We start from the raw sequence: 1,684 nt of genomic DNA, 5'->3' as shown, positions 1-1,684 counted from the left end.
CGCAGCGGCGCGAGCCGCCGGGCCACCGCCTCGGCGTCGGCCGTCGGCAGCGCGTCGGCGGCACCGACCTCGGCGTGCCCGTCCGCGGAGTGCGAGTGCAGCCGGCCGTCGACCAGGTCGAGCAGCAGTGCGTAGCGGTCGAGCAACCGTGGGGGCGGGGTGTCCAGGTCGAGCACGGTGACCGCGTCGATGCCGCCGTCGCCGGCCAGGTCGGCGGCGCCGGTCAGGTCGCCGCCGTCGAGCACCACGACCACGTGCGGCCCGTCCGTGGCCGGGCCGTGCGGGCTGAACCGGGACCGGCTGCCGAGCACGTCGGTGAGGAGCCGTTCCAGGTCGGCGGCGGCGCTGGTGACCAGGCGCACCGGGCCCAGCGCGTCGGTACGCGTCGGGTGGTGGGCGTGCGGCAGCCACTTCACCCACTCCCACCGGTCCCGGCGTTCCGGACCGGCGCAGACCGCGATCAGCAGCTCGTCCGGGGCGTGGAAGACCGCGAGCTGGGTGAGCACCGCCCGGGCCAGGGCCTGCGCGGCGGGCGAGCCGGCCCCGCGTACCGGGCCCGCCGGACCGCGCACGAAGACCCGGGCGAAGCTGCGCAGCGACAGCGCCACCGGCAGGTCCGGCACCACCGAGTACGCGTCCAGGAAGCGCCGCAGCGCCCCGGCGGTCATCGGCTCCAGCTCCTCCAGCGGTCGGGTGACGGGCGGGACCAGCGGGGTGGCCAGCGTCTGGGGGCCCACGCCGACCCGTACCACGGCGAAGTCCGGGTCGCCCGGCCGGCGCTCCCAGACCCGGTGGCTGTCCACCGTGGACCAGAGCCGGCCGGGCTCGGGGTGGCGGTAGGAGAGCCCGGCCCGCTGGGCGCCGGCGGTCTCGCGGACCCGGCGGCGCAGCGTGGCCAGGTGGCGCAGGTACTCCCGGCGGGCGGCCATCAGCTCGGACTTCTTCGGGCCGGCGCTGCCCCAGGTGGTGACCAGCATGGCCAGCGAGGAGAGCCCGAACATGCCGCCCACCACGTACGAGTAGGCCCCGCCGCCCCGGCCGAACATCATCGCCATGGCCACCGTCCCGCCGAGCATCGGCAGCACCATCAGCGCCTGCTGCCAGCGCCCGCCGGCCGCCACCGGGATCTCCGGCGGCGCCTCCACGGGCAGCTCGCCGACCGGGATCTCCGGGGCCGGGCGGCGCGGCGGCCGCTTGATGACGACAGTGGACAACGATCCTCCCATGGCTCTCGGTAACCCGAGCCTGGCTCATAGTAGGTAAAGTCCTCTCGTCCGTCAGCCCACCGAACCGGCTCGGGATGGAGATACGTCGATGACAAGCGGGCTCGCCCGGGTCACCATCAGCGCGCCCCGGCGACGGGTCGACGTCGCCCTGCCGGAGCAGGTCCCCCTGGCCGAGCTGCTGCCCGAGGTGCTCCGGCACGCCGGGGAGGGGCTGGCCGACGACGGGGAACGGCACGGCGGGTGGCTGCTGCGGCGCACCGACGGCGCGGTGCTCGCCACCGCACAGGCGCTGCTGCCGCAGGGTGTCCGGGACGGCGAGGTGCTGCACCTCGTGCCGGCCCGCGCCGAGTGGCCCGAGCTGGAGTACGACGACGTGGTCGAGGCGATCGTCGACGGGGCCCGGCGCCGGGGCGCCGCCTGGTCGGCGTCCGCCACCCGGGCCGCCGCGCCGGTTCCGG

General features: G+C 76.6%; 1 protein-coding gene and 1 pseudogene. One reads left to right on the top strand and one right to left on the bottom strand.

Going from position 1 to position 1,684, the window contains the following annotated elements:
* Positions 1–1,214, bottom strand: a pseudogene (locus tag HUW36_RS32290) (type VII secretion protein EccC); the annotation flags it as partial.
* A 100-nt stretch (positions 1,215–1,314) separates the two neighbouring features.
* Between HUW36_RS32290 and HUW36_RS32285 the strand changes: the two are divergent.
* Positions 1,315–1,684, top strand: a 370-nt coding sequence (locus HUW36_RS32285; protein WP_174531514.1) for an EsaB/YukD family protein, incomplete at its 3' end; no start/stop codon positions are given.

It is taken from the genome of Micromonospora maritima (assembly GCF_902825405.1).
Classification (GTDB): domain Bacteria; phylum Actinomycetota; class Actinomycetes; order Mycobacteriales; family Micromonosporaceae; genus Micromonospora; species Micromonospora maritima.
This window is presented reverse-complemented; position numbering and strand designations above follow the sequence as displayed.